This window comes from Cellulosimicrobium sp. Marseille-Q8652, from assembly GCF_965112045.1.
On the sequence record NZ_CBCOPS010000002.1, the window covers coordinates 1,339,781 to 1,366,218 of the forward strand.

A 26,438-nucleotide genomic window follows, 5' to 3' on the forward strand; every position below is an offset into this window, starting at 1 on the left:
TCGACGCGTCGGTCGTCGGGCCGGGGGGTCCAGGAGGTCAACGGGGTGTCCCTTCGTCGGGTGGCGGCGTGGTGGCGAGGCGTTCGACGGCGTCGAGCCAGGTCTGGAGCGCTCGAGGGCTGGGGAGCGTGCCACGCGTGGCGTGGTCGTGGAGGGCGTGCGCGGTCGGCGCTCCGAGGAGCGGTGCGGCGCGCGCGACGACGTGGGGGTCGGCGAGGTCGCCGTGCACGCCGTGGCGGGCGAGCTGGTGGTCGGCGAGGGCACGGACGCGCCGGGCGGCGCGGTCGGTGACGCGTCCGTCCTTGCCGAGGATGGCCCAGCCGAGGTCGGAGACGTCGCGCCGCGCGCCGTCGCGGTCCGTGGGGGGCAGCCGGGGCCAGGTCCCGTCCCCGGTGTACTCGGCGCTGTGCCACAGCAGGAGGGCGCTGAGGGCGGCCGCGGCGAGCATGAGGGCGTGGGCGACGGAGGAGCCGAGGACGACGAGTCCGACCGCGGCGACGACGACGAGGGTCGCGGGCGGTGCCGCGCGGCGCAGGATCGTGGGGAGCCGGTTCATGCGTCCGTGGGGCCGGTCGCGGTGTCGATGGCGAGGTCGTCGGCGAGGCGCCGCAGGGCGGCGCGGGCGGCCCGGACGTCGCCGGCGTCGATGTCCGCGCCGCGGAACCGGGCGCGGTGGTACAGGCCTCGCAGCGTGGCGACGGCACCGGGGTCGGCGGGCGTGCGGTCGAGCACGGCGACGGTGAACTCTGTCGGCGTCTGCGCGGGGTCGCGGTGCGCGCCCGCGAGCGCCGCGGCGTCCTCCAGCGACACCCAGGCCGCGATGACGGCGTCGCGCGGGGGCACGGCGGGGGCGGTGCTCCTGGGCGGCGCGCAGGCGCAGGCCTCGGCGCAGGTGGGGGACGGCGTCGTCCTCGGGGGTGCCGAGGACGGTGTGCCCGGGGGTGGAGGCGACGAGGGGGCGGGGGTGCCGCCGCGGCGGATCCGTGCGAGGACGTTCCGCAGGACGAGGAGGGCGACGAGGAGCAGGGCGAGGCCGGCGAGGGCGAGGAGGTAGTCGCCGAGGCCGAGGCCGCCGTCGTCGAGGGGTGGTCGGGGTGGTGGTTCGGCGGGTGGTGTGCTCGGGGCGGGGGGTGCTCCGGGGGTGGCTCCTCGCTCCCGGAGAGGGCCGAGAGCCAGCCGGGGACGGTCCAGGCCCAGGGCGCGCCGGTGGCGGCGGCGAGGAGCACGGCGGTGGCGAGCGTGGTGACGAGGAGGACGTGCCGCGGACCCGGACGGCCGGGCAGGCCGGGCGGTCCCTGCCGGGCGGGCCGGTCCTGGGTGCCGGGCGTGGTGCCCGGTGTCGACGGTGCCCCCTGCGGTGCGGTCATGTCCGGGCGATCTCCTCGGCGTGGACGCCGGCGACGGCGGCGGTGAGGAACGCGGCGGGGTCCTGGTCGAGGCCGCGTCCCATGGTGGACAGGCGGACGGGTGCGTCGTGCAGGGCGTCGAGGAGCGGGGCGTCGGCGGTGACGTCGACGCGGCGGTGGCGGCCCGTGGGGGCGACCAGGGCGGCGGCCTGCTGGGCGACCCGTGCGGTGAGGTGCGGTCCCCACCCGGGGAGGGCTTCGACGTCGGGCGTGGGGACGGGGGTGACGACGTCGCACGTCGCGAGGGCGACGCGGCCGTACGCGGTGAGGGAGTGGTGGGAGATCCCGAGGTGGCGGTCGCGGGGGTCGGCGCCGGAGACGCGCAGGGACGCGACGGCTCGCCCGCGGAGGGTCGCGACGGCGTTGAGGGTCTCGCCGGCGGCGACCCCGGAGTAGCCCCAGCGGGTGCCGGTGCCGAGGTTGCCGGGGCCCTGGGCGACGACGACGAGGTCGGCGCCGACGACGTGGCGGGCGGCGAGGAGGCCGGTGTGGACGGTCACGGCCTCGAGGTCGCCGCCGAACGCCTGCCCGACGGTGACGCAGGCCTCGAGCCAGCCGGTCTCGCGCAGGGTCGCGACGGTGCGGGAGAACGCGGCGGGCAGTGCGCCGCCGTCGGTCATGACGTACGCGACGCGGGGTGCGGGGCGGCCCGCGAGCGCCGCGGCGTGCCGGGCGCCGGCGACGACGGCGGGCAGGGCGGAGTGGAGGTCGGCGACGACGACGGGTGTCGCGTGGAGGTCGTCGTCGGCGTCGCGCAGGGTGTCGTGGTGGGGGGACTCCTGCTCGTCGACGCCGAGGACGAGGGCCTGCAGGGGGGTGTACCGGGCCTTGACGAGGTGGCCGGGTCCGGGGGCGGGGTCGGGCGGGACGGGGGTGCCGGGTGCGGCGGGGCCGACGACGAGGGCGTACCCGCCGGTGCCGAGGCCGCGGGCGAGGGCGGAGACGTTGAGGAGGAGCCCGTCCCCGGTGCGGGGGGTGCCGACGAGCCTCGGTGTAGGCGAGGGCGCGGACGGTGGTGCGGTCCGGGGCGTGGGGGGCGTCGGGGAGGGGGTCGTGGAGGCTCTCGACGTCGAGCTCTTGCGCGCCGGGCCAGGCCCGTCCGCGCGACACCACGGTCCCGGTTCGCCACGTGATCACGTCGCTCACCCTATCGACCAGTAGCGTGGTGCCCGATGCCCGAGCCCATCGTGCCCCCTGCCTCCCGTGCCGCGACGTCGTCCGCGTCGGTCGTGCCGTCGGGCGCGCCGTCGAACCCTGCCGCTCGTCTGCTGAACCTCGTCATCGCGCTCGTGAACACGAACGCGTCGATGACGAAGCAGCAGATCCGCACGAGCGTCGCGGGGTACGGCGACGCGCCGTCCCCGGACGCGTTCGAGCGCATGTTCGAGCGCGACAAGGACACGCTGCGGGACCTGGGCATCCCGATCGTCACGGTGGACGCGGGCGGTCACGCCGACGAGGTGGGGTACCGCATCGACCAGGACGCGTACGCGCTGCCCGCGGTGGACCTGACGCCGGCGGAGCCTGGGGGTCCTGGCGCTGGCGGCGCAGTTCTGGCAGGACAAGTCGTTGCGGACGGACATCTCGCGCGCGCTGACGAAGCCGCGGGCGGCCGGTGCGGGGGAGACGGCGATGGACGCGGTCGCGGGCCTCGTGCCGCGCGTGCGGGCGGTGGGCGACGCGTACACGACGCTGCTGGACGCGATCTCGCAGCGCCGGGTGGTGTCGTTCACGTACCGGGCGGCGAGCACGGGCGAGGTGCGGCCGCGCCGGGTGCAGCCGTGGCGGATCGCGGCGCGGCGCGGCGGCTGGTACGTCGTCGGGTTCGACGTCGACCGGGACGCGCCGCGGTCGTACCGGTTGAGCCGGGTGGAGGGTCGGGTGCGGGCGACGGGCCCGCGCGACGCGTTCGACGTGCCCGAGCAGGTCGACGTGGACGCGTTCCGGTCGGTGGTGCCGGGGCCGGCGGGGTGGCGCACCTCGCGGTCGTGCCGGAGCGGGCGGCGGCGCGCGCGCGCGCGGCAAGGTCGTCGGGTCGGTGCCCGGCGCCGGCGGGCCGGGACCGGGCCGCGACGTCGTGGAGGTGCCGTTCGACGTGCGCACGGCGCTGGCGGACGAGGTCGTCGGGTACGGCGACGCGGTCCTGGTCCTCGACCCGCCCGAGCCTGCGCGACGTCGTCGTGCGGCGCCTGCGGGAGGCCGCCGACCTGGGCGGGTCGAGCGGCGGGCGGGGCGGCGACGCGGGGGAGGGGAACCGTGGCTGAGCGCGCGGACGACCGGCTGGTGCGGCTGCTCGGCATCGTCGCCTACCTCGACGGCGCCGGACCGGTGCCGGTGGGGGAGCTGGCCCGGCACTTCGGCGTCAGCGAGCGCCAGGTGCTGGAGGACGTCGACGCCCTGTGGGTGTCCGGCACGCCCGGGTACTGGCCGGACGACCTCATCGACTTCGACGCGGACTCGATCGAGCGCGGTGTCGTGCGCCTCACCGAGGCGCGCGGCATGACGCGGCCGCTGCGCCTGGGAACGCGCGAGGCGGTGGCGCTCGTCGCCGCGCTGCGGGCGATGCGGGAGACGGGCGCGGTGCAGGCCGACCCGGAGCGCGCGCGTGTGGTCGAGTCGGTCCTGACGAAGCTCACCGACGCCACGGGCGAGGCGGCGGCCGCGCTCGACGTGCGGCTCGCGCCCGAGGGCGACCCGCAGGTCGTGTCGACGATCGCGAGCGCCCTGGCGGCGGGTCACCGGCTGCGCATCCGCTACGTCACCGCGGCGGACGAGGCGTCGGACCGCGAGATCGACCCCGTGAGCCTGCACACCCAGGACGAGCACGCGTACCTGCTCGCGTGGTGCCACCGCGCGCAGGGGCGCCGCACGTTCCGCGTCGACCGGGTCCTCGACGCCGTGGAGCTCCCCACCCCGGTGGAGGAGCACGACGTCGACCCGGACGTCGACTTCGCCCCGTCCGGGGACGCGCCGCTGGCGACCCTGGTCCTGGCCAGCCAGGCGCGGACCGTCGCGGAGCAGGTGCCCGTCGAGTCCGTGCGGGACCTGCCCGACGGCGCGTTCGAGGTGCGCCTGCGCGTCACCAACCCCGTGTGGCTGCGTCAGCTGCTCCTGGCGCGCGCGCGGCACGTGCGCTCCGTCGAGCCCGCGTCCGTCGCGGACGACGTGCGCGAGACGGCGCGCGCCGCCCTCGCGGCGTACGCGGACCTCGACGACGCCCCCGCTGGATAGGGTGGGCGGCATGTGGTTCTGGGTCTGGACGCTCCTCGTCGTGGGCACTCTCGTGGGCGCGTTCCTCCTCGCGCGGCGCCTGTGGCGGTCGGTGAAGGGCCTGGGCCGCGAGCTGTCGCGCGCCTCGCAGGTCGCGAGCGACCTCGGGACGCGCGCGGACGAGATCGCGCGGCGCCTCGAGGCCGAGCAGCCGTCCACGGCACCGACCCTGGACGAGGATCCGGTCGTCCTGCGGCAGCGTGTCGACGCCCTGCGCGCCGACCGGGCCGAGCGGCGCGTGCTGCGCCGGCAGCGCGACGAGCAGGTCTGGGCCCGGTGGCGCCGGTTCAACGCGTAGACTCACGTCCAGTCGTATCCGGTCCTCGAAGAGGAGTCGCACCATGGGCATGCTGAAGCCCTGGCACATCATCGTGCTCGTCGTCGTGATCCTGCTGCTCTTCGGGGCGCGCCGTCTGCCTGACCTCGCGCGCAGCGTCGGTCAGTCGCTCAAGATCTTCAAGAAGGAGGTCAAGGAGCTGAACGAGGACGACACGCCCACCACCCCGGCGGCGCCCCCGGCCCCCGGCACGTCGACGGACCGCGTCCACGGGACCGGCACGTCCACCGTTCCCGGAGGGACCACGTCGCCCGCCCCGGACGACTCCTCCCCGAGGTGATCGGTGTCACGCACCACCCGTCGTGACCCCGAGGCGCGCATGGCGCTGCGCGAGCACCTGCTCGAGCTGCGCAAGAGGCTCTTCCTCGCCGCCTGCGGCCTCGTCGCCGGAGCCCTGATCGGCTGGTTCCTCTACGAACCGCTGCTCGAGGCACTGCAGGCACCGCTCCAGCAGGCTGCCGAGGAGCAGAACAAGGTCATCAGCCTGAACTTCTCCGGCCTCGCGTCGGCGCTCGACATGAAGGTCAAGGTCTCGCTCTTCCTGGGCGTCATCGTGTCGTGCCCCTGGTGGCTCTACCAGCTGTGGGCCTTCATCACCCCCGGGCTGACGTCCAAGGAGAAGCGGTACGCCGTCGGCTTCCTCGCGGGCTCGGTGCCGCTGTTCCTCGGCGGCGCGCTCCTCGCCTGGTGGGTCCTGCCGCACGCCGTGGACATCCTCGCGGGCTTCGTCCCCGAGGGGGCGACCAACCTCGCGGACGCCCAGGGCTACCTCAGCTTCGTCATGCGCCTCGTCCTCGCGTTCGGCCTCGCGTTCGTCATGCCGGTCGTCCTCGTCGCGCTCAACTCCGCCGGGCTCATGCGCGCCTCCACGATGGCGCAGGGCTGGCGCTGGGCCGTGCTCATCGCGTTCGTCTTCGCCGCCGTCATGACGCCCACCCCGGACGCCCTGACCATGATCTTCGTCGCCCTGCCCATCTGCGCCCTGTACTTCGGTGCGCTCGGCATCAGCTATCTGCACGACCGTCGCGTCGACAAGCGCGACGCCGCCCGGCTCGCCCTGTGACGAGCGCGCACCACCCGCGCACCCTGCGGCGCGCGGGGCACCCGTGAGCACGGTCGGGCTCGTCGTCAACCCCACCGCCGGCCGCGGCCGCGGCCGCACCGGCGGCGAGCGCACCGCGGCGGCGCTGCGCTCCGCCGGCCACGACGTCGTCGACCTCAGCGCGCCCAGCCTCGCCCTCGCGCAGGAGTCCGCGGACGCCGCGGTGCGCGGCCACGGAGGCCGTTGTGCGGTCGACGCGCTCGTCGTCGTCGGCGGTGACGGCATGGTCCACCTCGGCGTCAACGCCGTCGCCGGCACGGGGACCCCGCTCGGCATCGTGGCCGTCGGGACCGGCAACGACTTCGCGCACGCCCTCGGGATCCCGACCGGCCGCGTCGACCCGTGCGTCGACGCCCTGGTCCGGTCCGTCGTCGACGGCACCGTCCGCACCGTCGACGCGGCCCGCGTCACCGCGGCCCTCCCCGCGACCACCGTGCCCTCCGTTCCCGTCCCGCCCACCGCGCCCTCCGTGCCCCCGCACGGCGCCGCCCTGCACCCTCTCGTGCCGCGCTGGTACGGGGGCGTGCTGTCCGCCGGCGTCGACGCGGCCGTCAACGCCCACGCCAACGCGGCGACCTGGCCACGTGGCCGCGCCCGGTACGCGCGGTCCGCCCTGCGGGAGATCCTCCGCTACCGGCCCTACGGGTACCGGGTCACCCTGACGGGCGTCCCGCACGTGACAGGCCCGCTGCCCGACGTCCTCGCCGGCGCGCCCCTGCTGCCCGGCGACGGCCCCGACGGCCCCACGCTCGTCTGGGAGTCTCCCGGCGCGCTCGTCTCCGTCGCCAACGGCCCGCGCGTCGGCGGCGGGGTCCGCATCGCGCCCGACGCCGTGCTCGACGACGGGCTCCTCGACGTCGTGCTCGCCGGTCCCTTCACGCGCCGCGGCGCGGCCGCGGTGTTCCCCGGCATGTACGCCGGGCGGCACCTGACGAACCCGCACGTGGGCGTGCTCCGGGCCCGCGTCGTGACGATCGAGCCCACCGCCGCGGGCGCGACGCCGCCCCACGCGTTCGCCGACGGCGAGCACGTCGGCCCCCTGCCGCTGCGCGTCGAGGTCGTGCCGGGGGCCGTGCGCCTCCTCACCGCCCCTGACCGGTGACGCACGCCGCCTCGTGCCGGGCGGCGAGGTGGGCACCGGACCGTAGGCTGGCCCCATGACGGCAGCTGACACGTCCGCCGACTCACCCGCCGCCCGGTACGCCGCCGCCCGCGCCCGCCAGTCCGCGTCCCGCACGCGCCTCGCCGAGTTCCGCCGCGTCCTGGACTTCCCGCTCGACGACTTCCAGCAGCGCGCGTGCGAGGCCCTGGAGGAGGGGCGCGGCGTCCTCGTCGCGGCCCCCACCGGGGCGGGCAAGACGGTGGTGGGCGAGTTCGCCGTCCACCTCGCGCTCGCGACCGGCCGCAAGGCGTTCTACACCACGCCCATCAAGGCGCTGTCGAACCAGAAGTACGCCGACCTCGTGCGCCGCCACGGCCCCGACAACGTCGGCCTGCTCACGGGCGACACGACGATCAACGGGGACGCGCCCGTCGTCGTCATGACGACCGAGGTGCTGCGCAACATGCTCTACGCCGGGTCCACGGCGCTCGACGGCCTCGGCTACGTCGTCATGGACGAGGTCCACTACCTCGCCGACCGGTTCCGCGGCCCGGTCTGGGAAGAGGTGATCATCCACCTGTCCGACGACGTGCAGCTCGTCTCCCTGTCCGCGACCGTGTCCAACGCTGAGGAGTTCGGCGACTGGCTCGAGATGGTGCGTGGCGACACGACCGTCGTCGTCAGCGAGCGCCGCCCGGTGCCGCTGTGGCAGCACGTGCTCGTCGCGTCGGCCAACCCCACGGGCGCGGACCGGCACGCCGCCCGCCCCGGGTCCGGGGCCGACCTGCTCGACCTGTACGCGGGGCACGTCGACCCGACCGACCCCGGGGTGAACCCGCCCATCAACCCGGACCTGCTCGCCGCGTTCCGCGCGGCGCCGCGCTCGGGCACGTCCGGACCGGGCGGGCGCGGTGGCGCGGGGGACCGCGGGTACCGGGGCCGGGGCGGCCGGCGGCCCGGCCCGGAGCGGTCCGGGTTCGCGCGGCGCACCCCGTCACGCTTCGCGGTGGTGGACGCGCTCGACGAGGACGCGCTGCTGCCGGCGATCTACTTCATCTTCTCCCGCGCCGGGTGCGAGGGCGCGGTCACGCAGTGCCTGACCGCCGGGCTGCGCCTCACCTCGGCCGAGGAGGAGGCGGAGATCCGGCGGGTCGCGGAGGAGCGCACCGCGACGATCCCGACCGAGGACCTCGACGTGCTGGGCTACTGGACGTGGAGCGAGTCCCTCGCGCGGGGCGTGGCGGCCCACCACGCCGGCATGCTGCCCGTGTTCAAGGAGACGGTGGAGGACCTGTTCAGCCGCGGCCTCATCAAGGTCGTGTTCGCCACGGAGACCCTCGCGCTCGGCATCAACATGCCCGCGCGCTCCGTCGTGCTCGAGCGGCTCGTGAAGTGGGACGGGTCCGCGCACGTGGACGTCACGCCGGGGGAGTACACCCAGCTCACGGGCCGTGCGGGGCGGCGCGGGATCGACGTCGAGGGGCACGCCGTCGTCGTGGACCACGCCGGCCTGGACCCGGTGCAGCTCGCGGGCCTGGCGTCCAAGCGCCTGTACCCCCTGCGCTCGAGCTTCCGGCCCACGTACAACATGGCGGTCAACCTCGTCGCGCAGGTCGGCCGGGACCGGGCGCGCGACGTGCTGGAGACGTCGTTCGCGCAGTTCCAGGCCGACCGCGGCGTCGTCGGGCTCGCGAAGCAGGCGCAGGCGCACGCCGAGGCCCTCGACGGTTACGCGCAGGCCATGACGTGCGACCGCGGCGACTTCGCGCAGTACGCGGCCCTGCGGCGCCGCATCGCCCAGCGCGAGACGGACCTGTCCCGGGCGGCGAGCCGGTCCCGGCGCGCCGAGGTGATCGCGGCGTTCGAACGGCTGCGGCCCGGCGACGTGGTCGAGGTGCCGTCCGGTCGCCGCGCCGGGTACGTCGTCGTGCTCGACCCCGGGGAGGGTGCCGGGTTCGACGGGCCGCGCCCGACGGTGCTCACGCAGGACCGGCAGGTCAAGAAGCTCACCGTCGCCGACGCGCCGGGCGGCATCCAGGTCGTCGCGCGGGTCAAGGTCCCCAAGGCGTTCAACGCGCGCGTCCCCGCGCAGCGGCGCGACCTCGCGTCGAGCCTGCGCAACGCCCTCGGAGCGCTCGACGAGCCGGGCCGCCGCCCCGGGAGGGCACCGCGCGGGCGGTCGGGCGCCGCGGACGACGCGGACCTCGCCCGGCTCCGGTCCCAGCTGCGCGCCCACCCCTGCCACGGGTGCCCCGACCGGGAGGACCACGCCCGCTGGGCCGAGCGGTGGGCCCGGCTGAAGAAGGAGCACGACCAGCTCGTGCGCCGCGTCGAGGGCCGCACGGGGTCGATCGCCAAGCTGTTCGACCGCACGTGCGACGTCCTGCTCGAGCTCGGGTACCTCGAACGTGCCGAGGCCCGCCCCGGCGGCACGGACGGCGAGGCGGCCGGTGACGCCGACGCCGGGCACGCGACGGACGACGAGGTGCACGCCGGCGGGCTGCGCGTCACGGCCGACGGGCGGTGGCTGCGGCGCCTGTACGCCGAGAACGACCTGCTGCTCGCCGAGTGCCTGCGGCGGGGCGTGTGGGACGGCCTGGACGCGCCCGCCCTGGCGGCGGTCGTCTCCTCGTGCGTGTACTCCGGCCGCCGCGACGAGCCCACGGACCCGGACGTGCCGGGCGGCCCGCACGGACCGCTCGCCCGCGCGCTCGACGCCACGGTGCGCGTGTGGTCCGAGGTCGAGGACCTCGAGAGCGCGCACCGGGTCGAGGCGACGGGCCAGCTCGACGACGGCCTCGTCGCCGCCGTGCACCGGTGGGCGGTGGGGCGGAGCCTGGACGCGGTCCTGCGCGGCTCGGAGATCGCGGCCGGCGACTTCGTGCGCTGGTGCAAGCAGGTCATCGACGTCCTGGACCAGCTCGCGGGCGCCGCCCCGACCCCCGCGCTGCGGCGCACCGCGGTGCAGGCGATCGAGCGGCTGCGGCGCGGCGTCGTCGCGTACTCGAGCGTGTGACGGGTCGACCTGCACGAACACCGCGAATGTGGCGGTATGGTGAAGGATTGTGGCCTCAACCTTGTACCGCGGTGGCGTGATCCACTCCTCGGCCGACCCGTTCGCCGAGGCCTTGCTCGTCGACGACGGCGTGATCGCCTGGATCGGCGCCGACGACACCGCCGACGGGCTCGCGGCCCGTGCGGACCGCGTGGTCGAGCTCGACGGCGCGCTCGTCGCCCCTGGGTTCGTCGACGCGCACGTCCACCTGTTCGAGGTCGGGCTCGCCCTCGCGGGGGTCGACCTGTCCACGAGCGCCGGCGTGACGTCGCTCGGGTCAGCGCTGGACGCGGTGGCGCAGGCGGCCGCGGCGGCGGGGGAGGACGAGGTCGTCCTGGCGTTCGGGTGGGACGAGCGCTCGTGGCCGGAGGGACGGCCGCCGACGGCCGAGGAGCTGGACGGCGCCGCGGGCGGCCGGGCCGTGTACGCGGCGCGCGTCGACGTGCACTCCGCGGTCGTCTCGACGGCGCTCGCGCGGCGCGCCGGTCTCGACGGACGCCCCGGGTGGGACGCGTCGGGCTGGGTGACGGGGGAGGCGCACCACGTGGCGCGCGACGTGGCGCGCGAGGTGTCGCCGTCGCGCCGCACGGACCTGTACCGGGCGGCGCTGCGCGCCGCGGCGGAGCAGGGCATCGTCTCGGTGCACGAGATGAGCGCCCCGCACATCGACACGCGGGACGGGCTGCGCGAGGTGCTGGACCTGACGCGGGACCCCGCGTCCGGCCTGGCGCACGTCGTGGGGTACCGGGGCGAGCTGTGCACGACGGCCGACGACGCGCGCGCCCTCCTGGCGGACGTGCCGGGACTGGCGGGGATCGCGGGGGACCTCAACGTGGACGGGTCGATCGGGTCGCGCACGGCCGCGATGCGCCAGCCGTACCGCGACGCGCCCGTGCCGGGGGAGCGGGGCGCGCTGTACCTGACCGCGGAGCAGATCGCGAACCACCTGTCCGCGGTCGCGGCGGCCGGCACCCAGGGCGGGTTCCACGTCATCGGCGACCGCGCGATGGACGAGCTCGTGCTGGGGCTGAAGGCCGCCGCGGACGTGCACGGCGCGGGGTCGGTGCGCGCGGCGCGGCACCGGGTCGAGCACGCGCTGTTCGTCGACGCGACCGCGCTGGCCACCCTGCTGCTGTTCGGCGTGTCCCTGAGCATCCAGCCCGCGTTCGACGCCGCGTGGGGCGGTCCGGGCGGGATGTACGCGGCGCGCGTCGGCGCGACGCGCGCCGAGGGACTGAGCCCGTTCGCGGACCTCGCCGGGGCGGGCGTGCCGGTCGCCTTCGGCTCGGACGCCCCCGTGACCCGGCTCGACCCGTGGGCCGGCGTCCTGGCGGCGATGTCGCACGTGGACCTGGACCAGCGCGTCTCGGCGCGGGCCGCGTTCCAGGCGCACACGCGCGGCGGGTGGCGCATCGCGGGGCTGGACCACACGGGCGCGGGGCAGCTGCGCGTGGGGGCGCCCGCGCACCTCGCGGTGTGGCGCGCGGAGCACCTCGTGGTGCAGGGCACCCTGGGCCGTCCCGCGTCGTCGTGGAGCACGGACGCCCGCGCGGGCACACCGCTGCTGCCCGAGCTCGGCGCGGACGCGCCGCGGCCCACGTGCCTGCAGACCGTGCGGGACGGCGTCGTGCTGTTCGACACGTTCGACTGACCGGCCGCCGCGCCGTGCGGCTCCGGTTGACACCGCGAGGAGCGGGAGTAGTTTCGACAGGGTGTTCCGGCCCCCGCGGCCGCAGGGGGATCAGCCACCGACGACGAGCCCTCGGCATTCCGTGACGGGTGTCTGGCCGGGCCCGCGCGCTCAGTAGAAAACGTGCTCCGCCGGTGGCGGCGGGGCACGGGCCGAAGGGCGCGCGGGCCCGCCGCACCCGCCGCTGCCGCTCGGGGCGCGTGCAGGCGCGTGGCGTATCCTGCACCCCGTGCCAGCCCCTGCGTCCGCGACCGACCCGAGCCTCGGTCGGTCCGCCCCGACCTCTCGACGTGGCGCGCACGCCCCGGCCTCCCGGCCGCTGACCCTGCTCCTCGCGATCGTCGGCGGCCTGCTCACGGACACCGCGTTCCCCGACCGCGGGTGGTGGCCCGCCGCGTTCGCCGGCGTGGGCCTGCTGTTCTGGGCGCTGCGGCGCGACGACGCCCGGTGGGGCGCGCTCGTCGGGCTCGCGTGGGGGCTGTCGTTCTTCCTGCCGCACCTGTGGTGGGCGAACGAGGCCACCGACACCGTCCCGTGGCTCGCGCTGTCCGTGATGGAGGCCTGCTTCGTCGCGGTGCTCGGCGCCGCGTGGGTGTGGGCACGACGCTGGTCCTGGCTGCGGGACGCCCCGGGACGCCAGGCGGTCGCGTTCGCGGTGCTGTTCGTCGGCGTCGAGCAGGCCCGCACCGAGGTGCCGTTCGGCGGTTTCCCCTGGGGCCGGCTCGCGTTCTCCCAGGTCGACTCGCCGCTGGGGCGCGCGGCGTGGCTCGGGGGCGAGGTGCTCGTGTCCCTGCTCGTGGCGCTCGTCGGGTCGCTCCTCGCCGCCGCGGTCGTCCTCGTGCGTCGCCGCGCCCCGCAGGCCGAGGACGGCGCGCCCGGGACCGTCCGGGTCGTCGTGCCGGTGCTCACGGTCGTGCTCGCGGCGACGGCGCTGGTCGCCGCGCCGCTGATCGTGCCGCTCGACGCCCGCGCGCAGGCCGGCACGCTCGAGGTCGGGGCCGTGCAGGGCGACGTCGGCGAGCCGGGGCTCGGCTCGTTCGCGAACCGGGCCGAGGTGCTGAACAACCACCTCGACGGCACCGTCGCGCTGCTGGACCAGGTGGACCCGGGCGACCTCGACGTCGTGCTGTGGCCGGAGAACGGTTCGGACCTCGACCCGCAGGAGGTTCCCGAGGTCGCCGCCGCGATCGACGACGCCGCGCGCGAGGTCGACGCGCCGATCCTCGTCGGCGCGCAGGAGTTCCCCGAGTCGGGCGGGCGGTACAACGTGGCGCTGCTGTGGGAGCCGGGCGTCGGCGTCGTCGACCGGTACGCCAAGCAGCACCCCGCACCGTTCGGCGAGTACATGCCGCTGCGCCCGCTGCTGCGGGTCTTCTCCGACCAGGTCGACCGCGTGACCATCGACATGATCCCCGGGGACGAGACCGGGGTGGTCGACCTCGCGTCCGAGCGGCTGGGCCGCACCGTGCCCCTCGGCGTCGTCATCTGCTTCGAGGTCGCCTACGACGAGCTCGTGCGCGACGCCGTGGTGTCCGGTGCCGAGGTCCTCGTCGTCCCGACGAACAACGCGTCCTTCGGGTACACGGCCGAGTCGACCCAGCAGCTCGCGATGTCGCGCCTGCGCGCGATCTCGACCGGGCGCGCGACCGTCCAGGTGTCCACGGTCGGGGTGAGCGGCGTCGTCGCGCCCGACGGCACCCTGCTGCAGAGCACCGGTCTGTTCACGGCCGACCAGCTCGTCGCATCCCTGCCGCTGCGCACCGACCTGACGCCGTCGGTGCGCGCCGGCAGCCTGCCCGCCCTCGTCGTGGGGCTGCTCGCCGCCGCCCTGGTCGCGGCCGGCGTCGTCGGGTCGGTCCGCGAGCGCCGGGGCGACGGGCTCCCGCGGTGAGCGACGGACCCGGGCGCGTGCTCGTCGTCGTGCCCACGTACGACGAGGCGATGACCCTGCCGGGGACGCTCGCGCGCCTGCGCGCGGCGGTCCCTGGCGCGGACGTCCTCGTGGTCGACGACGCGTCGCCCGACGGGACGGGTGACCTCGCGGACGCCCTTGCGGCGGACGACGCGGCGGTGCACGTCCTGCACCGTGCGGGCAAGGACGGGCTGGGCGCCGCGTACGTGGCGGGCTTCGGGTGGGCGCTCGAGCGTGGCTACGACGTCGTGGTGGAGATGGACGCCGACGGGTCGCACCGCCCCGAGGAGCTGCCGCGCCTCCTCGGGGCCCTGGTCGACGCCCCGGGCCGCGCTCCCGGCGCGCCCGCGGCACGACCCGCGGACCTGGTGATCGGGTCGCGCTGGGTGCCGGGCGGCGAGGTGGTGAACTGGCCCTGGCACCGCGAGCTCCTCTCGCGCGGCGGCAACGCCTACGTGCGGGTCGCGCTCGGCCTGCGGCTGGGGGACGCGACCGCGGGGTACCGCGCCTACCGGGCGCGCGCGCTGCGGGCCATGGACCTCTCGGCGGTGGAGTCGCACGGGTACTGCTTCCAGGTCGACATGGCCTGGCGCGTGGCGCGTGCGGGGGGTCGCGTGGTGGAGGTGCCGATCACGTTCGTCGAGCGCACGGCGGGGCGGTCGAAGATGAGCCGGTCCATCGTGGTCGAGGCGCTGTGGAAGGTGACCGTCTGGGGTGCGCGGCGCCGCGCGGAACAGCTGGCGTCGCTCCTCGGGCGCGACCGCGCCCGGCGGTCCTAGCCGCCGGCGGCCCCGGGGCACGGCGGGCGCGTCTGTCGTGGCCGCGCACGGACCGGCACGGACCGGCACGGACCGGCATGCAACGGCACAGCACAGCACGGCACAGCACGGGCGCGGCACGACGAAGGCCCGGTCCGTGCGGACCGGGCCTTCGGAAGGTGGTGCGTCGCGCCGGCAGCGCCCGGCGCCGGCGGTCCGTCAGGCGGAGCGGCGGAGCTTGCCCGCGCGGAGCAGGTCGAGGCGCTCGTCCAGGAGCTCCTCGAGCTCGGAGATCGTGCGGCGCTCGAGCAGCATGTCCCAGTGGGTGCGCGCGGGCTTGCCGGCCTTCGGCTCGGGACGCTCGGCGTCACGCAGGAGGGCCTCGGCGCCGCAGCGGCACTCCCACACCGGGGGGACCTCGGCGTCGGTCGAGAACGGCAGGATGATGGTGTGGCCGTTGGGGCAGTCGTAGTGCGCCTGGAACCGGGGCGCGAAGTCGACGCCCTCGTCCGACTCCATGCTCTTCGCACCGATGCTCATGCCACGCAGCGAACGGTCGGCCATGGTGTCCTCCAGAGGATCGTCGGGGGTGCACGGGCGGGCCCGTGGGGTGCGAGCGTGCCCGGTCTACGAGTACGCAACGCCGTGTCGTGGTGGGGTGTTCCGGCGCGGGGTGAAGGTCCGGTGAACGTCGCGGTCGCGTCCCGCCAGGCGGGTCGCGCGACGTCGGGGCCGGGTCCGCCACGGCGCGTCGCCGTCCCAGGCTCCCGGGTTTCGATGCCCCGCGCAACTCGCGCGGCGTGAGATCGGCCGCTCCACGGCCGGGCCGCGGCGGCGGGAACAAACCGGGGTGGCGCCCGGTTGAGCGGCATGTACATGCAAACGCATGGACCATCGATCGTCAGAGGACACTGGGAGCGCACCATGCAGTTCGGCATCTTCACCGTCGGCGACGTGACGACGGACCCCACGACGGGCCGGACCCCCGACGACACCGAGCGGGTGCGCGCGATGCTCACCATCGCCCAGCACGCCGACGAGGCCGGCCTGGACGTCTTCGCGACGGGCGAGCACCACAACCCGCCGTTCGTGCCGTCGTCGCCCACGACGATGCTCGGCTACCTCGCGGGTGTGACCAAGGACATCGTCCTGTCGACCTCGACGACGCTCATCACGACGAACGACCCGGTGCGCCTCGCGGAGGAGTACGCGATGCTCCAGGTCATCACCGACGGCCGCATGGACCTCATGATGGGCCGCGGCAACACCGGCCCCGTGTACCCGTGGTTCGGGCAGGACATCCGCAACGGCATCCCTCTCGCGATCGAGAACTACGCGCTGCTGCGCCGGCTGTGGACCGAGGACGTCGTCGACTGGGAGGGCAAGTTCCGCACCCCGCTGCAGGGCTTCACCTCGACGCCGCGCCCGCTCGACGGCGTGCCGCCGTTCGTGTGGCACGGGTCGATCCGCAGCCCCGAGATCGCGGAGCAGGCCGCGTACTACGGCGACGGGTTCTTCCACAACAACATCTTCTGGCCCATGCGCCACACGCAGCAGATGGTGCAGTTCTACCGGCAGCGCTGGGAGCACCACGGCCACGGCCCCGCGGACACCGCGATCGTCGGCCTCGGCGGGCAGGTGTTCATGCGCAAGGACTCGCAGAAGGCGTGGGACGAGTTCCGCCCCTACTTCGACAACGCGCCCGTGTACGGGCACGGGCCCTCGATGGAGGACTTCACGCGCGAGACCCCGCTGACCGTGGGCTCCCCGCAGCAGGTGATCGACCGCTACGGGGCGATGCGCGAGCACGTGGGGGACTACCAGCGCCAGCTGTTCCTCATGGACCACGCCGGGCTGCCCCTCAAGACGGTCCTCGAGCAGATCGACCTCCTCGCGGGCGAGGTCGTGCCCGTCCTGCGCCGCGAGGCGGAGGCCGCACGCCCCGCGCACGTCCCGTCCGGTCCGCCGACCCACGCCGAGCGCGTCGCCGCGGCCCGCGCCGCGGGCGAGACCCAGGCCGGGCACGTCGGCGGGACCGAGGACCGCTGGACGGGGCGCACCGCCGAGGACGACACGACCGCGCAGGAGCCCGCCCGCACGGGCGCCGCGTTCGGCCTCTGACGCTCCCCGCGAGCAACCGCCCGACGGCGTACGGTCACCGGGTGCGCACGGCGCACCACGGGACCGGCGCCGCCGGGCCACCCGGGCCACCCGGGCCACCCGGGCCACCGAGCCCGTCGCGGCCCCCGCCGCAGCACAGCACACGCACGTCTCGCAGCACCAGGAGCACCGCATGACCCAGCAGACCACTCCCGGCGGCACCGACCGGCGCCTCGTCGTCGTCTCCGCCGGCCTGTCCAAGCCCTCCTCGACGCGCCTGCTCGCCGACCGCCTCGCCGAGGCGGGCGTGCGCGAGCTCGGCGCGCTCGGGCTCAGCGCCGAGGTCGAGACCGTCGAGCTGCGCGACCACGCCCACGCCGTCGTCGACGCCATGCTCACGGGCTTCCCCACGGGCGAGCTGGCCGGTGTCCTCGACCGGCTCTACGCCGCTGACGGGATCGTGGTGGCCACCCCGCTGTTCACCACGACGTACTCCGGGCTGCTCAAGTCGTTCGTCGACGTGCTCGACAAGGACGCGCTCACCGGCACGCCCGTCCTGCTCGGCGCGACCGGCGGCACGGCCCGCCACTCGCTCGCGCTCGAGTACTCCCTGCGGCCCCTGTTCACCTACCTGCGCGCCGACGTCGCGACGACGTCCGTGTTCGCCGCGACCGACGACTGGGCCGCGGGCGAGTCCGACTCCGGCGGGGGACTGCCCCGGCGGATCGCGCGCGCCGGGCGCGAGCTCGCGGAGAAGGTCGCGCTGCGCACCAGCACCGGGCCCGCGGACCCCTTCGCCGACACGCCCGACTTCACCGCCCTCCTCGGCGGCCTCTGACCGCGGCCTGCGACGGCGGCCGCCGGGCCGCTGACCAGGCCTTGCGCCCGGGCGCCGCGTCCGGGACGATCGGCGGACCGGTCCGCGTAGGACCGGTCCGGCACCGCCACGCGGACACCCTCGCGGCCGGGGGCCGGGGGAGCGACCGACGGGAGCGGACGATGACGGCACCGCACGACGAGCCCGGCACCGCCCCGACGCTGCGGCCGTCGCGCCGCAGCATCGGCGTCGCGCGCGCCGTCGACCCGGGACCTGCCGCCGCCCGCCGGTTCGCTCCCGACCCGCGCTACCCGGCGATGTTCCACGTCGCCGGCGGGCGCCTCGTCTGGGACGGCACGCGGCTCCACCTCCTCGGCCCCGAGGGCGCGCGGGCGCGGGCGGAGCTGCCCGCGGGCCGCGTCGCCGTCACGATCGGCGAGGGCGTCGTCGTGCGCCTGCACCCGGCGCGTCCCACCGCCGGGGCTCCGGCCGCGAGCGCCCCCGGCGCGGCGCGCGCCGTGGTGCTCGACCGGTCCGCCGAGCGCTTCGTCCGGTTCGCCCGCGCCCTGCGCGACGCCCACCCCGGTGCGGTCACGATCGACGACCGCACCGCCCCGTCGCCGCGCACGCCCCGGCTGCACACCGCCGCCCGCGGCTCCGACGGCCGTCCCGGCGTCTTCGCCCGCACCCTGTGGCACGCGCGCGCCGCGAGCGCCCCCGGCGGCACGGCACCGGACCTCGTGGACCGGCTCGAGCGCCTCGCCGCCCTGCACCGCGCCGGCGACCTCACCGACGCCGAGTACGCCCGCGCCAAGGCCCGCCTGCTCGGCTGAGCGCCGACCCGGCGCCCCGTCCACCGGTGGCGCGCCGACGCCCCCGGACGCCGTGCGGCCACCGGCGGCGTAGCGTGCCAGGAACGGAACTGTCGTCGACGACGCCCGCAGGAGGCCGCCATGTCGGACCGGGACTACCAGCTCGCCGCGATCGTGCTCTACCTGCTCGTCATGCTGGGCATCGGGTACTACGCCTACCGCCGCACGCAGAACCTCGACGGCTACATGCTCGCCAACCGCGGGCTGCGACCCTCTGTCGCCGCGCTGTCCGCCAACGCCTCCGACATGTCCGGCTGGCTCCTGCTCGGCCTGCCCGGCGCGATCTACGCCGCCGGTCTCGTCGAGGCGTGGATCGCGATCGGCCTCATCATCGGCGCGTGGCTCAACTGGCGGTTCGTCGCGCCCCGCCTGCGCGCGTACTCCGAGATCTCCGACAACGCGATCACCATCCCGAGCTTCTTCTCGAAGCGCCTCAAGGGCGACAGCCGGCCGCTGCGCATCGCCGCCGCCCTCGTCATCCTCGTGTTCTTCACGTTCTACGTCTCGAGCGGCATGGTGGCCGCCGGGAAGTTCTTCGAGTCGTCGTTCGGCTGGCCCTACCTCACCGGGCTCGTCGTCGTCGCCGTCGTCACGCTGGGGTACACGCTCTTCGGCGGGTTCCTCGGCGCCACGCTCACCGACGTCGCCCAGGGCCTGCTCATGCTCGCCGCCCTCATCGCCGTCCCCGTCGTCGCCGTGACCCAGATGGGCGGCATCACCGCGGTCGTCGACGAGGCCCGGGCCGTCAACCCCGACGCGTTCAACCTGTTCTCCGGGCTCAGCAACGAGGGCGCGTTCCTCGGGGTCGTCGCCATCGTCTCCACCGCCGCCTGGGGCCTGGGCTACTTCGGCCAGCCCCACATCATCGTGCGCTTCATGGCCCTGCGGTCCGTCAAGGAGGCGACCGTCGCGCGCCGCGTCAGCCTCACGTGGATGCTGCTCACCACGGGCGGTGCCGTCGCGACCGCCCTCATCGGCATCGCCTACTTCGCCGACGACCCCGCGCTGCCGCTCGACGACCCCGAGACCGTGTTCCTCGTCCTCAGCCAGATCCTCTTCCACCCGTTCGTCGCCGGGCTCGTCCTCGCCGCCGTCCTCGCCGCGATCATGTCCACCATGTCGAGCCAGCTCGTCGTGTGCTCCTCGGCGCTCGTCGAGGACCTCTACAACCTCGCCGGCCGACGCTCCTCGGAGAAGACCGAGCTGCTCCTCGGGCGTGGCGCCGTGCTCGCCGTCGCGGTGGTCGCGGCCGTCCTCGCGCTCGACGACGACTCCGCCATCCTCGACCTCGTCGCCTTCGCCTGGGCCGGGTTCGGCGCCGCCTTCGGGCCGATCGTGCTGCTCAGCCTGTACTGGCGCAGGCTCACCCCCGCCGGGGCGCTCGCCGGGCTCGTCACGGGCGCGGTCGTCGTGCTCGTGTGGGGCAACGTCGACGCCCTGAGCGACGCGATGTACGAGATCGTGCCCGGGTTCCTGCTCAACCTGCTCGTCGCCGTCCTCGTCAGCCGGGCGACCGCGCGGCCCGACGCGGCGGTCGACGCCGAGTTCGACGCGATGGAGGCCGAGGTCGCCAGCAGCTGACCCGCCGCCGTCCGCCCGCTGCCGTCGGCGTGCCGCCACGCACCGGGTCTGCCAGGCCCGTGGCGTCAGACGGGGAGCGCGACGTCCGCCGTCACGGGGACGGCGCCGCGGAAGTCGCCGTGCCGCGCCCACGAGAGCACGACCCGCACCACGACGATGCCGTCGTCGGCGAGCGAGGCCGCGAACTGCGGGAAGGCGGCAGCGTACGCGGCCGCGCACCGGTCCCGGGTCGCGCCGCGCGGGAGGTCCGCCACGCCCTCGGCCTGCAGCGTCGTGCCGTCCGCACCGCCCACGACCACCGCCACCCGGGCGTCGCGACGCACGTTCGCCACCTTGCGCGACGTCGCCCGCGCGTCGAGCACGAGCTCGCCACGGTCCGTCGCCGTGAGCGCGAGGTACGCCGCCTGCGGCGCGCCGTCCGGGCCGAGCGTCGAGACGACGCCGTCGCCGTGCCGACGGACGTACGCCACCATCCGGTCCAGGTCCACGGGCGCATCGTACGGGCCCTGCCCGCGACGGGAGGCTGCGACTACGATCGGGACGTGACCGGCAGCGACGACGACGCGCACCTGCGCACGCTGGTGCTGCTGCGCCGCGTCCGGGACCGGATGGACCGCGAGTACGCCCAGCCGCTCGACGTGGAGGCGCTCGCGCGCGGCGTGCACATGTCGGCCGGCCACCTCAGCCGCCAGTTCAAGGCCGCGTTCGGCGAGTCGCCGTACTCCTACCTCATGACGCGCCGCGTCGAGCGGGCCATGACGCTCCTGCGCCGCGGGGACCTCAGCGTGACGGAGGTCTGCTTCACCGTCGGGGGCTCGTCGCTGGGGACGTTCAGCACGCGCTTCACGGAGCTCGTCGGCATGTCGCCGAGCGAGTACGCGCGCCGGGCGCGCACGGCGGGTGCGGGGGAGCTGCCGTCGTGCGTGACGAAGCAGGTCACGCGACCCGTCAGGAATCGAGAAGCGCCCGCCGTGGACGTGCACCTAGCGTGAGAGCCATGGACATCACCCTGCACACCACGTTCCTCCCGCACACCGACCCCGAGGCCTCCCTGGGCTTCTACCGCGACCTCCTCGGCTTCGAGCTGACGATGGACGTCGGCGAGGGCGCCATGCGCTGGCTCACGTTCGTCGCGCCGTCCCAGCCCGACGTCCGCCTCGTCCTGACCCCGCCCGCGGCCGACCCCGGCGTCACCGACGCCGAGCGCCGCACCGTCCTCGAGCTCATGGCCAAGGGCGCCTACCAGTCGATCATCCTCGCCACGAAGGACCTCGACGCGACGTTCGCACGGTTGCAGGCCGCGGACGCCGAGGTCGTCTCCGAGCCGACCGAGCAGCCGTGGGGCGTGCGCGACTGCGCGTTCCGCGACCCCGCGGGCAACATGGTCCGCATCGACGAGGTCCGGTGACCGCGGTACCCCGCACCCCGCGGACCGCGGCCCGACCCGACGCCGGCTCCCGGCGCTGAGGGCGGTCGCTGTGTGCGTCCCCGGGCTGCCGCGGCACGGCGACCGCGACGGCGGTGCGACGATGAGTTCTCGGGCCGCCGCCGGTCATCGCCCCCACGACCTCGCACCACCAGCCGAAGGAGAACCCGGTGACCGCAACGGAGACCTCGAGCCCCACCACGACGTCGCGGGCCGCCGGGCCGCACGCCGCCGACACCCACGACGTGATCCGCGTCCAGGGCGCGCGCGAGAACAACCTCAAGGACGTCAGCCTGGAGATCCCCAAGCGGCGGCTCACCGTGTTCACGGGCGTGTCCGGGTCGGGCAAGAGCTCCCTGGTGTTCGACACGATCGCCGCCGAGTCGCAGCGGATGATCAACGAGACGTACAGCGCGTTCCTGCAGGGGTTCATGCCCTCCCTCGAACGGCCCGACGTCGACCTGCTCGAGGGGCTCACGACCGCGATCGTCGTCGACCAGGAACGGCTCGGGGCGAACCCGCGCTCCACCGTCGGCACCGTCACCGACGCCAACGCGATCCTGCGCGTCCTGTTCAGCCGCTTCTCCGAGCCGCAGGTCGGCCCGCCCACCGCGTTCTCGTTCAACATCCCCGCGCGCAAGGCCTCCGGCGTCATGACGTCGGCCACGGGGGAGAAGACGATCGTCCGTGAGGCGATCTACCACGGCGGCATGTGCCCGCGGTGCGAGGGCCGGGGCAGCGTGTCCGACCTCGACCTCACCGAGATCTACGACGACTCCAAGTCCCTGCTCGACGGCGCGATCAAGGTCCCCGGGTACACCGCGGACGGGTGGATGGTGCGGGCCTTCGCCGAGTCGGGCTTCTACCCGCCCGACCGCCCGATCCGGGAGTTCACCGAGCAGCAGCTCGCCGACTTCCTGTACAAGGAGCCGACGAAGATCAAGGCGATGGGCATCAACGTCACGTACGAGGGCCTGGTCTCCAAGATCCAGAAGTCGATGTTCGCCAAGGACGTCGACTCGCTCCAGCCGCACGTGCGCGCGTTCGTCGAGCGGGCCGCCACCTTCGCGACCTGCCCCGAGTGCGGCGGCACCCGCCTGTCCGAGTCGGCGCGCTCCGCGACGATCCGGGGCGTGAACATCGCCGACCTGTGCGCGATGCAGATCACCGACCTCGCCGCGTGGATCCGCGACCTCGACGACCCCGGCATGGCGCCCGTCGTCAAGGCCCTCGGCGACAACCTCGCCTCCTTCGTCGAGCTCGGCCTCGGCTACCTCAGCCTCGACCGGCCGTCGGGCACGCTGTCCGGGGGAGAGGCCCAGCGCATCAAGATGCTGCGCCACCTCGGCTCGTCCCTCACCGACGTCACGTACGTCTTCGACGAGCCCACCATCGGGCTGCACCCGCACGACATCGCCCGCATGAACGACCTCCTGCAGCGCCTGCGCGACAAGGGCAACACCGTGCTCGTCGTCGAGCACAAGCCCGAGGCCATCGCGATCGCCGACCACGTCGTCGACCTCGGCCCCGGCGCCGGCACCGCCGGGGGAGAGGTCACGTTCGAGGGCACCGTCGACGGCCTGCGGGCCAGCGGCACCGTCACCGGGCGCCACCTCGACGACCGCGCCACCGTCAAGCAGACCGTGCGCCAACCGTCCGGCGCGCTCGAGGTCCGCGGGGCGTCGTCGCACAACCTGCAGGACGTCGACGTCGACGTGCCGCTCGGCGTCCTCGTCGTCGTCACCGGCGTCGCCGGGTCCGGCAAGAGCTCGCTCGTCGAGGGGTCGATCTCGCGCCGCGAGGACGTCGTGACGATCGACCAGAGCGCCGTCCGCGGCTCGCGCCGCAGCAACCCCGCGACCTACACCGGGCTGCTCGAACCCGTCCGCAAGGCGTTCGCCAAGGCCAACGGCGTCAAGCCCGCCCTGTTCAGCGCCAACTCCGAGGGCGCCTGCCCCACGTGCAAGGGCGCCGGCGTCATCTACACCGAGCTCAGCTTCATGGAGACCGTCTCCACCCCCTGCGAGGACTGCGGCGGCACCCGGTTCCAGGCCGAGGTCCTCGACTACCGCCTCGGCGACCTCAACATCGCCCAGGTCCTCGACCTGCCCGTGGAGAGGGCCCGCGCGTTCTTCGCCGACGGACCGGCCAGGACACCCGCCGCCGCGGCGATCCTCGCACGCATGCAGGACGTCGGGCTCGGCTACGTCAGCCTCGGCCAACCGCTCACCACGCTGTCCGGCGGAGAGCGCCAGCGCCTCAAGCTCGCGACCCACCTCGGCGAGAAGGGCGGGGTCCTCGTCCTCGACGAGCCCACCACCGGCCTGCACCTCGCCGACGTCGAGAACCTCCTCGGCCTGCTCGACCGCATCGTCGACTCCGGCAAGTCCGTCATCGTCATCGAGCACCACCAGGCCGTCATGGCGCACGCCGACTGGATCATCGACCTCGGTCCCGGCGCCGGGCACGACGGCGGACGCGTCGTCTTCGAAGGCACCCCCGCCGACCTCGTGGCGCAGCGACCGACGCTCACGGGGGAGCACCTCGCGGCCTACGTCGGCGCCTAGGCGCCGCCCGAGTCCCCCGGGACCGTTGCCGGGACGGGCTGACCGGCGCAGGATCGAGACATGCGCGTCGAGGTCGGCGGGCTGAGCATCGCCTACGAGCGCGCCGGGGCCGGGCCCGCGGTGGTGCTGCTGCACGGCGTCGTGGGCGACACCCGCGCCACCTGGGGCGCGCAGCTCGAAGCCCTCTCCGACGAGCACTCCGTGATCGCCTGGGACGCACCCGGCGCCGGGAAGTCGGACGACCCGCCCGACGGCTTCGCCATGGACGACTACGCCGACTGCCTCGCAGCGCTCCTCGCGGCGCTGCACGTCGACCGGGCGCACCTCGTCGGCCTCTCCTTCGGCGCAGCCCAGGCGCTCGCGGTGCTCCACCGGCACCGCCCGGTCGTGTCGTCGCTCACCCTGGTCAGCGGGTACGCGGGGTGGGCCGGGTCGCTCGGCACGCAGGAGGCCGACCGCCGGTTGACACGCTCGCTCGAGGCGTCGCACCTCACGCCCGACGCCTTCGCCGCCGCCCTGGCACCCTCCCTGTTCTCGCCCTTCGCCGCCGGCCCGCGCGTGGAGCAGTTCCTCCGCAGCGTCCAGGCGTTCCACCCCGCGGGCTTCCGCGCGATGGCGCGCGCGAGCCACCCCGACCAGAGCCACGTGCTGCCCGAGGTCGACGTACCCACCCTGCTGCTGTACGCCGACCACGACGTCCGCGCACCGGTCACCGTCGGCGAGGCGCTGCACCACGCGATACCGGGATCCGAGCTCGTCGTCCTCACCGGCCCCGGACACGCCAGCCCGGTCGAGGCGCCGGAAGACCGCTGGACCGCTCGCCCACCTGCGGGCAGCATCAGCACATGCCGATCCTGCCCACCGAGCGCGACCCCCGACTCGTCACCGTGCGCCGCGGCGGATCCCTCACCGACGAGCACCACCACCTCCTCGCCGAGTGGGCGATCCTCTGCGCCGACCACGTCCTGCCGCTCTTCGAACAGGCCCGGCCCGACGACCCCCGCCCCCGCGACGCCCTCGACATCGCCCGCGCCTGGGTACGCGGCGAGGTGCCCATGCGCCAGGCCCACCAGGCAGCGTTCCCCGCGAACGCCGCCGGACGCGACCAGCCCGCTCCCGCGAGGTACGCGGCGCTCGCGGCGGGTCAGGCGGTCGCGGTCGCGCACGTCGCGGCGCACGACCTGGGCGCTGCGGCGTACGCGATCCGGGCCGCGGCAGCCGGGGCGGCGACGCGTGGCGAGGCAGAGGCGGCGCGCGTCGCCGAGCGGGACTGGCAGCGCGAGCGGATCGCCCCGGAGCTCCGCGAGCTCGTCCTCGACGACCAGCGGCGGCGCAGCGCGATCTGCTGGAACGTGTTCGACGACTGAACGAGCGCCGCACCTCAGCGGACCACGACGGCCCGCCCGGGGCCGGGCGATCATCCCCGACGGGCCGGTTCCTCCAGGATGGCCAGCGCCACGGAACCCCATCCCGTCGGGTCGTCGCCGCGCGGCACGAGCGCGCAGGCCTGCCACAGCAGCAGCGCGTCCCACCAGCCGGCCTCGACCGGTGTCAGCGGTCGGACGGACTCGTACCCCGAGAGGAACGTCGTCCGGACCTCGGACGAGACCGGCCCCCAGTCCCGATAGCGGGTCCCGAGCATGAGGGCCGACCGTGCCACCTCGACGACGCAGTGGTCGAGCCGGGCCTCCTCGAAGTCGATCACGGCGGCGACGGCGGGTCCGTCGCACAGGACGTTCGACGAGCGGAAGTCGCCGTGGACGAGCTGCGTCGCCAGCCGCTCGTCGGGCGCGTCGAGGATCATCGCGCGCAGCGTGGCGCGAGCCGCCGCCGGCACGTGGTCGAGAGAGGAGCCGAGCCAGTCGGAGACACGGGTCGTCAGCGGCGCCGGGGGACCGGCAGGCGCGACGACCTGCCCGGCGTCGGGACAGGTGGCGAGCGCGAGATGGAGCCGCGCCAGGACTGCGCCGGCGTCCCGGACCTGGTCGGGATCCCCGACGTCGAGCAGGTCACCGTCGACGACGCGCTGCAGCCCGACCGAGACGTCACCGGGCTCGACCTGGAGGCCGCCGTCGAGCGACGGGACCGGCGCGGACACCGGCAGCCCGTCCCGATCGAGCCGACGCAGGAGCCGGGCGACGCGCGCCAGGCGCGGGAACCGCTCGGGCACGACCGACCACTTGGCGATCATGCGACCCGACGGTGTCGCGACCCAGGCCAGCGCGTTGTGATCGCTGATCACGACCCGTTCGCACGCATCGACCCGGACACCCCAGTGCTCGTCGAGGACCGTCGCGACCCAGCGAGCCGCCGAGCGTGCGTCCGGGAGACCGAACCTGTCGGTGAGCGCGTCGCGAGGATCGCACGCTTCCCACAGCATCTCGAGCGTGGGCAGGGACGCATCATCCATGGGCGCCATCTCAGCACGTCGAGCGCCGGTGCT

At 75.2% G+C, this 26,438-nt stretch carries 23 protein-coding genes and 3 pseudogenes; 19 read left to right on the top strand and 7 right to left on the bottom strand.

What is annotated here, in order from left to right:
• Positions 1-37 precede the first annotated feature (37 nt).
• The 4 genes and pseudogenes from ACWPWV_RS15865 to ACWPWV_RS15880 all read right to left on the bottom strand — a co-directional run bounded on the left by ACWPWV_RS15865 (position 38) and on the right by ACWPWV_RS15880 (position 2,826).
• Positions 38-556, bottom strand: a complete 519-nt coding sequence (locus tag ACWPWV_RS15865; RefSeq protein ID WP_454043907.1) for a hypothetical protein — start codon at positions 554-556, stop codon at positions 38-40.
• Complete coding sequence (locus ACWPWV_RS15870) at positions 553-843, bottom strand: DUF4129 domain-containing protein (protein WP_454043908.1); 291 nt, start codon at positions 841-843, stop codon at positions 553-555. Before ACWPWV_RS15870 ends, ACWPWV_RS15865 begins: the two co-directional genes overlap by 4 nt.
• Positions 844-1,363: 520 nt before the next feature.
• Positions 1,364-2,543: pseudogene (locus ACWPWV_RS15875) on the bottom strand (DUF3866 family protein).
• A 10-nt stretch (positions 2,544-2,553) separates the two neighbouring features.
• Positions 2,554-2,826 (bottom strand): hypothetical protein, encoded by a 273-nt coding sequence (locus ACWPWV_RS15880; RefSeq protein WP_454043909.1) that lies wholly within the window; start codon positions 2,824-2,826, stop codon positions 2,554-2,556.
• Positions 2,827-3,038: 212 nt separating this feature from the next.
• On the opposite strand from ACWPWV_RS15880, the pseudogene ACWPWV_RS15885 reads away from it, so the two are divergent.
• The 10 genes and pseudogenes from ACWPWV_RS15885 to ACWPWV_RS15930 all read left to right on the top strand — a co-directional run.
• Positions 3,039-3,221: pseudogene (locus ACWPWV_RS15885) on the top strand (WYL domain-containing protein); the annotation flags it as partial.
• A 441-nt stretch (positions 3,222-3,662) separates the two neighbouring features.
• Entirely contained in the window at positions 3,663-4,637 is a 975-nt protein-coding gene (locus tag ACWPWV_RS15890) for a helix-turn-helix transcriptional regulator (RefSeq protein ID WP_454044561.1), read from the top strand.
• A 10-nt stretch (positions 4,638-4,647) separates the two neighbouring features.
• The gene (locus ACWPWV_RS15895; RefSeq protein ID WP_454043910.1) at positions 4,648-4,974 is read left to right on the top strand and encodes a hypothetical protein; all 327 of its coding nucleotides are present in this window, start codon (positions 4,648-4,650) and stop codon (positions 4,972-4,974) included.
• Between the two features lie 43 nt (positions 4,975-5,017).
• Positions 5,018-5,293 carry a Sec-independent protein translocase subunit TatA gene (gene tatA, locus ACWPWV_RS15900; RefSeq protein ID WP_454043911.1) on the top strand — a complete coding sequence of 92 codons (276 nt, stop codon included), beginning with the start codon at positions 5,018-5,020 and terminating at the stop codon, positions 5,291-5,293.
• 39 nt (positions 5,294-5,332) lie between these two features.
• Positions 5,333-6,076, top strand: a complete 744-nt coding sequence (gene tatC / locus ACWPWV_RS15905; protein ID WP_454044562.1) for a twin-arginine translocase subunit TatC — start codon at positions 5,333-5,335, stop codon at positions 6,074-6,076.
• A gap of 43 nt (positions 6,077-6,119) precedes the next feature.
• Positions 6,120-7,217 (top strand): diacylglycerol/lipid kinase family protein, encoded by a 1,098-nt coding sequence (locus ACWPWV_RS15910; RefSeq protein ID WP_454043912.1) that lies wholly within the window; start codon positions 6,120-6,122, stop codon positions 7,215-7,217.
• A gap of 55 nt (positions 7,218-7,272) precedes the next feature.
• Positions 7,273-10,233, top strand: coding sequence for a DEAD/DEAH box helicase (locus ACWPWV_RS15915; protein WP_454043913.1), 2,961 nt, complete (start codon positions 7,273-7,275; stop codon positions 10,231-10,233).
• A gap of 49 nt (positions 10,234-10,282) precedes the next feature.
• Positions 10,283-11,923 carry an amidohydrolase gene (locus tag ACWPWV_RS15920; protein ID WP_454043914.1) on the top strand — a complete coding sequence of 547 codons (1,641 nt, stop codon included), beginning with the start codon at positions 10,283-10,285 and terminating at the stop codon, positions 11,921-11,923.
• A gap of 268 nt (positions 11,924-12,191) precedes the next feature.
• Positions 12,192-13,853 (top strand): apolipoprotein N-acyltransferase, encoded by a 1,662-nt coding sequence (lnt, locus tag ACWPWV_RS15925; protein ID WP_454043915.1) that lies wholly within the window; start codon positions 12,192-12,194, stop codon positions 13,851-13,853.
• Between the two features lie 50 nt (positions 13,854-13,903).
• Positions 13,904-14,653 carry a glycosyltransferase gene (locus ACWPWV_RS15930; RefSeq protein ID WP_454044563.1) on the top strand — a complete coding sequence of 250 codons (750 nt, stop codon included), beginning with the start codon at positions 13,904-13,906 and terminating at the stop codon, positions 14,651-14,653.
• A 198-nt stretch (positions 14,654-14,851) separates the two neighbouring features.
• Here ACWPWV_RS15930 and ACWPWV_RS15935 read toward each other — a convergent pair whose 3' ends face one another.
• Positions 14,852-15,196, bottom strand: coding sequence for an RNA polymerase-binding protein RbpA (locus ACWPWV_RS15935; protein ID WP_069387551.1), 345 nt, complete (start codon positions 15,194-15,196; stop codon positions 14,852-14,854).
• A 360-nt stretch (positions 15,197-15,556) separates the two neighbouring features.
• Here ACWPWV_RS15935 and ACWPWV_RS15940 point away from each other — a divergent pair, with 360 nt between their 5' ends.
• From ACWPWV_RS15940 to putP, 4 genes are all read left to right on the top strand, one after another.
• Complete coding sequence (locus tag ACWPWV_RS15940) at positions 15,557-16,753, top strand: LLM class flavin-dependent oxidoreductase (protein ID WP_454043916.1); 1,197 nt, start codon at positions 15,557-15,559, stop codon at positions 16,751-16,753.
• Between the two features lie 172 nt (positions 16,754-16,925).
• A complete protein-coding gene (locus ACWPWV_RS15945) occupies positions 16,926-17,570 on the top strand; it encodes an FMN reductase (RefSeq protein ID WP_454043917.1) in 645 nt (214 codons plus the stop codon).
• Between the two features lie 161 nt (positions 17,571-17,731).
• A complete protein-coding gene (locus tag ACWPWV_RS15950; RefSeq protein ID WP_454043918.1) occupies positions 17,732-18,382 on the top strand; it encodes an SHOCT domain-containing protein in 651 nt (216 codons plus the stop codon).
• Between the two features lie 120 nt (positions 18,383-18,502).
• The gene (gene putP, locus ACWPWV_RS15955; RefSeq protein WP_454043919.1) at positions 18,503-20,002 is read left to right on the top strand and encodes a sodium/proline symporter PutP; all 1,500 of its coding nucleotides are present in this window, start codon (positions 18,503-18,505) and stop codon (positions 20,000-20,002) included.
• A gap of 65 nt (positions 20,003-20,067) precedes the next feature.
• Here putP and ACWPWV_RS15960 read toward each other — a convergent pair whose 3' ends face one another.
• A complete protein-coding gene (locus ACWPWV_RS15960) occupies positions 20,068-20,490 on the bottom strand; it encodes a pyridoxamine 5'-phosphate oxidase family protein (RefSeq protein ID WP_454043920.1) in 423 nt (140 codons plus the stop codon).
• A gap of 120 nt (positions 20,491-20,610) precedes the next feature.
• Here ACWPWV_RS15960 and ACWPWV_RS15965 point away from each other — a divergent pair, with 120 nt between their 5' ends.
• From ACWPWV_RS15965 to ACWPWV_RS15985, 5 genes and pseudogenes are all read left to right on the top strand, one after another.
• The gene (locus ACWPWV_RS15965) at positions 20,611-20,994 is read left to right on the top strand and encodes a helix-turn-helix transcriptional regulator (protein WP_454044564.1); all 384 of its coding nucleotides are present in this window, start codon (positions 20,611-20,613) and stop codon (positions 20,992-20,994) included.
• A 5-nt stretch (positions 20,995-20,999) separates the two neighbouring features.
• Positions 21,000-21,410 (top strand): VOC family protein, encoded by a 411-nt coding sequence (locus ACWPWV_RS15970; protein ID WP_454043921.1) that lies wholly within the window; start codon positions 21,000-21,002, stop codon positions 21,408-21,410.
• Positions 21,411-21,598: 188 nt separating this feature from the next.
• The gene (locus ACWPWV_RS15975; protein WP_454043922.1) at positions 21,599-23,995 is read left to right on the top strand and encodes an ATP-binding cassette domain-containing protein; all 2,397 of its coding nucleotides are present in this window, start codon (positions 21,599-21,601) and stop codon (positions 23,993-23,995) included.
• Positions 23,996-24,055: 60 nt separating this feature from the next.
• Positions 24,056-24,790: pseudogene (locus tag ACWPWV_RS15980) on the top strand (alpha/beta fold hydrolase); the annotation flags it as partial.
• A 50-nt stretch (positions 24,791-24,840) separates the two neighbouring features.
• The gene (locus ACWPWV_RS15985) at positions 24,841-25,362 is read left to right on the top strand and encodes a putative immunity protein (RefSeq protein WP_454043923.1); all 522 of its coding nucleotides are present in this window, start codon (positions 24,841-24,843) and stop codon (positions 25,360-25,362) included.
• A 50-nt stretch (positions 25,363-25,412) separates the two neighbouring features.
• On the opposite strand, the gene ACWPWV_RS15990 is transcribed toward ACWPWV_RS15985, so the two are convergent.
• Positions 25,413-26,405, bottom strand: a complete 993-nt coding sequence (locus ACWPWV_RS15990; RefSeq protein ID WP_454043924.1) for a phosphotransferase enzyme family protein — start codon at positions 26,403-26,405, stop codon at positions 25,413-25,415.
• Positions 26,406-26,438 lie beyond the last annotated feature (33 nt).